Raw genomic sequence first — 5,960 nt, 5'->3', positions numbered from 1 at the left:
AGTGAAACCGCTCAGCGCCGATGGTAGTGTGGGGCCTCCCCATGCGAGAGTAGGTCATCGTCAGGCACCTATCCCGAGAAGACCCCGTGTTCCAAAGAGCACGGGGTCTTTTCATGTGCGGCCCGTGAAAGTGTCAGCTGTTATCATGGCGTTGCGAATGACAACCGGAGATCGTTCCGTGACGCTGACCACCCCGGCCCTGCTCTTTCCCGCTATCTCGCTGCTGCTGCTGGCCTATACCAACCGCTTCCTGGTGCTCGCCCAGCTGATCCGCAAGCTGGCGGACGAGGAGCGTGACCGGCATCAGACCGGCACCGCCCGGCAGATTGTGCTGCTGCGTCGGCGCATCTCCCTGACCAAGCGCATGCAGGTGGCGGGCGTGCTGAGCTTCCTGCTCTGCACCCTGTCGATGTTCGCGCTCTTCCTGTCGCTCGAACTGCTGGGCATGCTGCTCTTCGGCGTGAGCCTGGTGACCCTGTCCATATCGCTGATCTACTCGCTCTGGGAGGTGACCATTTCCACCAATGCACTCAATGTCCAGTTGCAGGATATCGAGGACCTGAGGAAGGGCACCTCCGCGGTGGCGGCCGAGGAGGCCAGCCCATGAGCGTGCCCGGCGAACTGCTGCTCTATTGTCGCCCGGGGTTCGAGCATGACCTGGCGGCAGAGCTCGCGGACAAGGCCATGGCGCTCGGCTGGCAGGGAGAGGCCGATGCCAGGCCCGATGCCGGTTTCGTGCGCTTCATCGCCGCCGGCGATGCTCCGGCCAATGCCCTGCATCGGGCACTGCCGCTGACAGGCCTGGTGTTTGCCCGCCAGAGCCTGCTCGCGCTGCCGCCCCTTGTGCTCCCGCGCGAGGATCGTCTCACCCCGATCATCGAGCAGGTGGTGGCGAGCGGCTGGAGCTTCGACTCGGTCTGGCAGGAGACGCCTGACACCAACGAGGCCAAGGCCCTCGCCGGCCTGATCAAGGCTCTGAAGCGACCGCTGGAGTCGCTGCTCAAGAAGCGCGGCGCTCTGCGGCGCAAGGCCGGCGGGCGTCGGCTTCATCTGCTGTGGAGTGACGGTGACCGCGTGCAGCTGGGCATGAGTTTCCCCGGCAATCGCAGCGAACTCCCCGGGGGAATTCGCCGGCTGCGCTTTCCTCATCGTGCGCCCAGCCGCTCCACCCTCAAGCTGGAGGAGGCCTGGCACGAATTCATCCCGCGAGACGAATGGGACGAGCGTCTGGGGGAGGGCGTGCAGGCGGCCGATCTGGGTGCCGCTCCCGGTGGCTGGACCTGGCAGCTGGTGCAGCGCGGGATGCATGTCTATGCCATCGACAACGGCCCCATGGACAAGGGGTTGATGGCCACGGGGCTGGTGGAGCACCTGCGCGAGGATGGCTTCGTCTGGGAGCCGCCCGGTCGGCTCGACTGGCTGGTGTGCGATATCGTCGACAAGCCGTCGCGCGTGATGGCGATGGTCCAGCGCTGGCTGGTGCGGCGCTGGTGCCGCGAGGCGGTCTTCAACCTGAAGCTGCCCATGAAGCAGCGCTGGCAGGAGGTCTCACGCTGCCTCGCGGGCCTGGAGTCAGCGCTCGCCGAGGCCGGCGTGCGGGCCGAGGTGGCGTGTCGCCACCTCTACCATGATCGCGAGGAGGTGACGGTACACGTGCGACTCCTGGACTGACGGGGATCCGCGAGCCGTCAGTGGGTCGTCGGCTCGTAGATGCGGATACGCTCCTCCTCGGTCAGCAGCGGCAGCAGGCTCTGCATGACCCGGGCGCGTGTCTCACTCTGGTACCACTCCTTCCAGGCGCGCATGTCGCGCCACTTGGTGATCATCAGACGTCGATCGCTGTGGCCAAGCTCGACGAGGCTCTCGCCGCCGACGAAGCCACGGGCGCCCAGGGAGTGGCGCATGGCCTCCCGGGCCGCTGCCTCGTATTCCTCCTCCAGGCCGGGCATGATACGACGTTCGATAATGATCTTGATCATCCGTTACTCCCTTACTTAACTGTCCTGCAACGAGGTCATCGATGGTTGATTCCGCGGATTCCCTGCCGGCCTGTGATGCGCAACTCGATACCACGGGTCTCTACTGCCCCGAGCCGATCATGCTGATGCACAACAAGGTGCGTGACATGCACGCGGGGGAGGTGCTCAAGGTGATCGCCAGCGATCCGGCCACGACCCGCGACATCCCCAAGTTCTGCAGCTTCCTCGGGCATGAGCTCCTGCACCAGCAGGAAGACGACGGCCGCTACCTCTACTTTATCCGTCTCGGCTGAGTCGCGGCCAGTCCGTCAGTCGGTCGAGGTGTCAACGTCGTTGCCGGGCATCACCATCAGCGCCAGGGCCTCGAGGGTGGTGGGGTCCTCGTGGCGGATGCGGTTGGCGATCTGTCGCTGGAAGAAGTAGACCACGCGGTGGCGGCTGTGGCCGGGATAGAGGCAGGGGTCGCCGGGCAGGATCGGGGTGGTCTCGATGAGGCGTTCGTCGGCGAGCAGGGCCTCCACGGTGCCGTCGCTGTAGAGACGCCAGCCGAAGACCTGCTTCAGCTGCCAGGGCGCATCGCTCTCGTCCATGCACAGCGCATGGGTCCCCTGGGTCTCGGGAAGCTGCTGGATCAGCGTGGTCTCGTCGGTCTCCTCGTAATCGAAGTAGGCGGCGGCGTGCTCGAGTTCCAGCACCTTGTGCTCGGGCGCCTCCTCGAAGAGCTCCTCGGTCTCCGGGTCGCGATAGCCGATGAAGTGGCCGTGCTCGGCGTCATCCAGGCGATGGCAGGGCGTGAGGGCTTCCATCCAGGGCACCAGGCCGACCACCTCGCCATCTTCCTGGAGGCCCCAGGCCAGCAGGGGCATGCCGTAGAGGATGTCGGCATCCGAGGCGAGCCGATAGACCATCTCCAGGTTGTCCAGCTCGGGTGAAAGGCGGACCAACCGGCGCCGGGCCAGCTGACGTTGGCGCATGGCCTCGAGGTCGATGACCCGGGCGGAGCGGGGTGACTGCGGGATTCCCATGATGTCCCTCCAAGTGCTGCGTGGTCACGGCATCGGCCTGGTAAGCAGCGCACTGCGTCACTGTTGTTTCATCAATAGCACAGAGTGATTGCCGAGGTTAAGTCCCGGCGGTTCATCGGCAGTGACGGGCGAGCCGATTGCGCAGTGCCGCGTGGCGCTCCCGGGCCGCCGTGAAGGCCGGCAGGGGAGCCTCGGGCTCGCTCAACGAGAGCCATTGGCGCCGATAGTCGGCCACCGCCGGCGGGGCTGCCACATGCACCTCGAGGAGGGCATCGATGGCCCCGAGCCAGTGCCGGGCGGCGCGGTCGAGGTCGTTCACCCATGCCGCCAGGCGGGCCGCCTCGGGGGAGTCGGCCAGGTCGTCGACCGCCCCGCGGCAGCTGGCACCGTCAAGCTCTCCCAGGGTGTCCTCGATCAGCGTCGAGGACTCGGCCAGGCGCTGCTCGGCGAGCAGCAGGGCGCGCAGCAGTTCGGCAGAGAGCGGGCGCTCCTGCAGGGTCTTGAGGTGACCCTCGAGGGTGGCCGAATCGGCCAGCCAGTTGCGGTCGAACTGATGCAGGGTCGCCTCGCGCAGGTAGCGCAGTGCGGCACTGCGCGACTCGACCTCGCCAAGGGCCTCGGGGGAGAGGGGGGAGCTCGCCCGGGAGAAGTTCTTGATCCACTCCTCGGAGGCGAACAGGGCGTTCCAGCTGACCCGTGGCAGCTGATCGGTCTTGGTGGCGGTGAGCCGGGCCAGGCGTTCGCGGCTGTCCTCGGAGAGGGTGTCCGGCACGTCGCCGTTCCAGCAGCCGCTCAGCCGGCGCCACAGCTCGAGCTCGTAGAGCCAGCGCTGGCTGGGGGCCGCTACCTTGCCGAGCTGGTTGTTGCGTCCCGCCACGAGGTTGGCGATATGGCACTCGCGAAGGGCATAGACGTCGAGCATGCCCTCACGGGTCTCGGCAATCTCGAACAGCCGCTCGTCCTGCTCGGGGAAGGCGCCGATGTTGTCCGGGGAGGCGCGCTCAGGTGCTTCGACGCCCAGGGTCTCGGCCAGGCGCTGCTGGTAGTCGCGCAGCAGGGCCTCGCTGTCGCCCTCTCCGCAGCCGGCCAGCAGCAGCAACAGCGTCGCCACCAGCCCCCGGATCCCGCGCTGGCGGGATGCATGGCCGGCCTTACCCGGCGGGAATCTCGATCTGTCCATGGTTCGTCGCCTTGCTGATGCGCCTGAGCCGCTCGCCGAGCAGCACGGCTGCGGTGGTCAAGCCGGCGATCAGGCCGATCCAGTAGCCGTGGACGCCCAGCGGGGCGATCCACCCGAACAGGCCATGCGCGCCCAGCCAATGGCCGCCCCCCAGCCCCACCAGCCAGTAGGCCAGCAGGGTGATCAGCATGATGATGCGGGTGTCCTTGTAGCCTCGCAGGGCCCCGGCCAGGTTGACCTGCAACGCGTCCGACACCTGGTAGAGCATCGCCAGGCCGACAAGCGTCAGGGTCAGGCGCTGTACCTCGCTGTCATGAGTATAAAGCCCGATCACCGGCTCGGCGGTGAGCCACAGCAGCAGGCTGTTGAGTCCCGCCACGGCCAGCGCCACCAGGATGCCGTGCCAGGCCACCAGCCGGGCGGCATCGGGGCGACCCTGCCCCAGGGTGTTGCCGACCCGCACGGTCAGGGCCATGCCCAGGGAGAGCGGCAGCATGAACAGGATCGAGGTGTAGTTGAGCGCCACCTGGTGGGCCGCCACGGTGATCTCGCCGAGGCTGGCGATGAACAGGGCGATCAGGGTGAACAGCGTCACCTCGACGAAGATCGCCACGCCGATGGGCACGCCCACGTGCAGAAGCTCGCCGATCAGCGGCCAGCGTGGGGGCGTGGGCGAGTGCCAGAGCGCAACGTCGCCATAGGCCCGGGAGTGCCGGGTGTAGGCGATCATCGCCAGGCCCATCACCCACATGGAGATCGCCGTGGCAATGCCGCAGCCCAAGGCGCCAAGGGCCGGCAGGGCCTGCAGGCTGCCGGGCAGCCAGTCGCCGAACAGTCCCGTCAGCCCCTCGCCGCCGTAGATCAGCACGAAGTTGCAGGGGATGTTCACCCCGAGGCCGACCAGGCTGATCCACAGCGACGGTCGGGTATGGTTCATGCCGTCCGAGAAGGCGCGCAGCGCCTGGAAGAGCGCCACCCCGGGCATGCCGAAGGCCACGGCGGCCAGGTAGGCGGCTGCGCGCCCCGCGACCTCTTCGGGCACCGCCATCAGGCGAAAGATCGGCATCACCGTGACCCACAGCAGCGCCGCGGCGACCATGCCCATGACGAGGGCGATCCACAGCGCCTGGTGGACGCTGGGGCGGATCCCTGCCGTGCGGCCGCCTCCCAGCAGCTGGGCGACGATCGGCGTCAGTCCCATCAGGGTGCCGGTCATGAACAGCATCAGCGGCAGCCACAGGCTGGAACCCACCGAGACCGCCGCCAGGTCGGTGGCGCCGAGGCGCCCGGTCATCATCACGTCGACGACGCTCATTCCGGCCTGGGCCAGCTGGGCTCCGCAGATGGGCAGCGCAAGCCGCATCAGCGGGCGCGTTTCCTTGCGGCTGGTGGCCAGCAGGCGGGAGGCGAACGAGGCCAAGGCAGCGGCTCCATGTGTCGAGGGTGAGTCGGCAGCGTCCGGCCCGGGACGAGCGCCGACAGGCCGTCCAGTCTATCAGGAGGCAGCGATTTTCGCGCCGCGCGCCCTTGCCCCTATAATGGCGTCCTTTGCGCCTTCCAGGAGCCTGCGTGAGCCACCGACTCGAGGATGTCATTGGGCTGTTCGACGGCCTCTTCATGCCCCGTTATCAAGCCCGCCTGGTGCGCGGCGGCGACGAGCCCCTCTACCTGCCGGCCGACGATGCCTCTCCCTGGCACCGGGTGATCTTCGCCCGCGGCTTCTACGCCAGCGCCCTGCACGAGGTCAGCCACTGGTGCATCGCCGGGGCCCGGCGG

8 protein-coding genes are annotated in these 5,960 nt (G+C 67.7%); 4 read left to right on the top strand and 4 right to left on the bottom strand.

Annotation, left to right across the window (positions count from 1 at the left end; translation table 11 throughout):
* The first annotated feature begins 178 nt into the window (after nt 1-178).
* Entirely contained in the window at nt 179-607 is a 429-nt protein-coding gene (locus tag SCI24_RS20410) for a DUF2721 domain-containing protein (RefSeq protein WP_318727118.1), read from the top strand.
* On the top strand, nt 604-1,671 hold the full coding sequence (rlmM, locus tag SCI24_RS20405) for a 23S rRNA (cytidine(2498)-2'-O)-methyltransferase RlmM (RefSeq protein WP_318727117.1): 1,068 nt from the start codon (nt 604-606) through the stop codon (nt 1,669-1,671). The genes SCI24_RS20410 and rlmM overlap by 4 nt, the downstream gene beginning before the upstream one ends.
* A gap of 17 nt (nt 1,672-1,688) precedes the next feature.
* On the opposite strand, the gene SCI24_RS20400 is transcribed toward rlmM, so the two are convergent.
* A complete protein-coding gene (locus SCI24_RS20400; protein ID WP_106228982.1) occupies nt 1,689-1,979 on the bottom strand; it encodes an antibiotic biosynthesis monooxygenase family protein in 291 nt (96 codons plus the stop codon).
* A 41-nt stretch (nt 1,980-2,020) separates the two neighbouring features.
* On the opposite strand from SCI24_RS20400, the gene tusA reads away from it, so the two are divergent.
* Nucleotides 2,021-2,272 (top strand): sulfurtransferase TusA, encoded by a 252-nt coding sequence (gene tusA, locus SCI24_RS20395; protein ID WP_318727116.1) that lies wholly within the window; start codon nt 2,021-2,023, stop codon nt 2,270-2,272.
* A 15-nt stretch (nt 2,273-2,287) separates the two neighbouring features.
* Here tusA and SCI24_RS20390 read toward each other — a convergent pair whose 3' ends face one another.
* The 3 genes from SCI24_RS20390 to SCI24_RS20380 all read right to left on the bottom strand — a co-directional run bounded on the left by SCI24_RS20390 (nt 2,288) and on the right by SCI24_RS20380 (nt 5,604).
* On the bottom strand, nt 2,288-3,004 hold the full coding sequence (locus tag SCI24_RS20390; protein ID WP_318727115.1) for a hypothetical protein: 717 nt from the start codon (nt 3,002-3,004) through the stop codon (nt 2,288-2,290).
* 112 nt (nt 3,005-3,116) lie between these two features.
* Nucleotides 3,117-4,184, bottom strand: a complete 1,068-nt coding sequence (locus tag SCI24_RS20385) for a DUF3080 family protein (protein ID WP_318727114.1) — start codon at nt 4,182-4,184, stop codon at nt 3,117-3,119.
* Entirely contained in the window at nt 4,156-5,604 is a 1,449-nt protein-coding gene (locus tag SCI24_RS20380; RefSeq protein ID WP_318727113.1) for an MATE family efflux transporter, read from the bottom strand. The genes SCI24_RS20385 and SCI24_RS20380 overlap by 29 nt, the downstream gene beginning before the upstream one ends.
* Nucleotides 5,605-5,753: 149 nt before the next feature.
* On the opposite strand from SCI24_RS20380, the gene SCI24_RS20375 reads away from it, so the two are divergent.
* On the top strand, nt 5,754-5,960 hold a 207-nt coding region (locus SCI24_RS20375; RefSeq protein ID WP_318727112.1), incomplete at its 3' end, for an elongation factor P hydroxylase.

The sequence above is a fragment of the Halomonas sp. genome (assembly GCF_033549285.1).
Classification (GTDB): domain Bacteria; phylum Pseudomonadota; class Gammaproteobacteria; order Pseudomonadales; family Halomonadaceae; genus Halomonas.
Note: the sequence above shows the minus strand (reverse complement) of the source record. Positions and strands in the feature narration are given on the sequence as shown.

Excerpts from the sequence above, each read along its gene's own strand:
- SCI24_RS20400 (WP_106228982.1), bottom strand. The coding sequence starts at position 1,979 with ATGATCAAGATCATTATCGAACGTCGTATCATGCCCGGCCTGGAGGAG.
- rlmM (WP_318727117.1), top strand. The coding sequence starts at position 604 with ATGAGCGTGCCCGGCGAACTGCTGCTCTATTGTCGCCCGGGGTTCGAG.
- SCI24_RS20390 (WP_318727115.1), bottom strand. The coding sequence starts at position 3,004 with ATGGGAATCCCGCAGTCACCCCGCTCCGCCCGGGTCATCGACCTCGAG.
- tusA (WP_318727116.1), top strand. The coding sequence starts at position 2,021 with ATGGTTGATTCCGCGGATTCCCTGCCGGCCTGTGATGCGCAACTCGAT.
- SCI24_RS20385 (WP_318727114.1), bottom strand. The coding sequence starts at position 4,184 with ATGGACAGATCGAGATTCCCGCCGGGTAAGGCCGGCCATGCATCCCGC.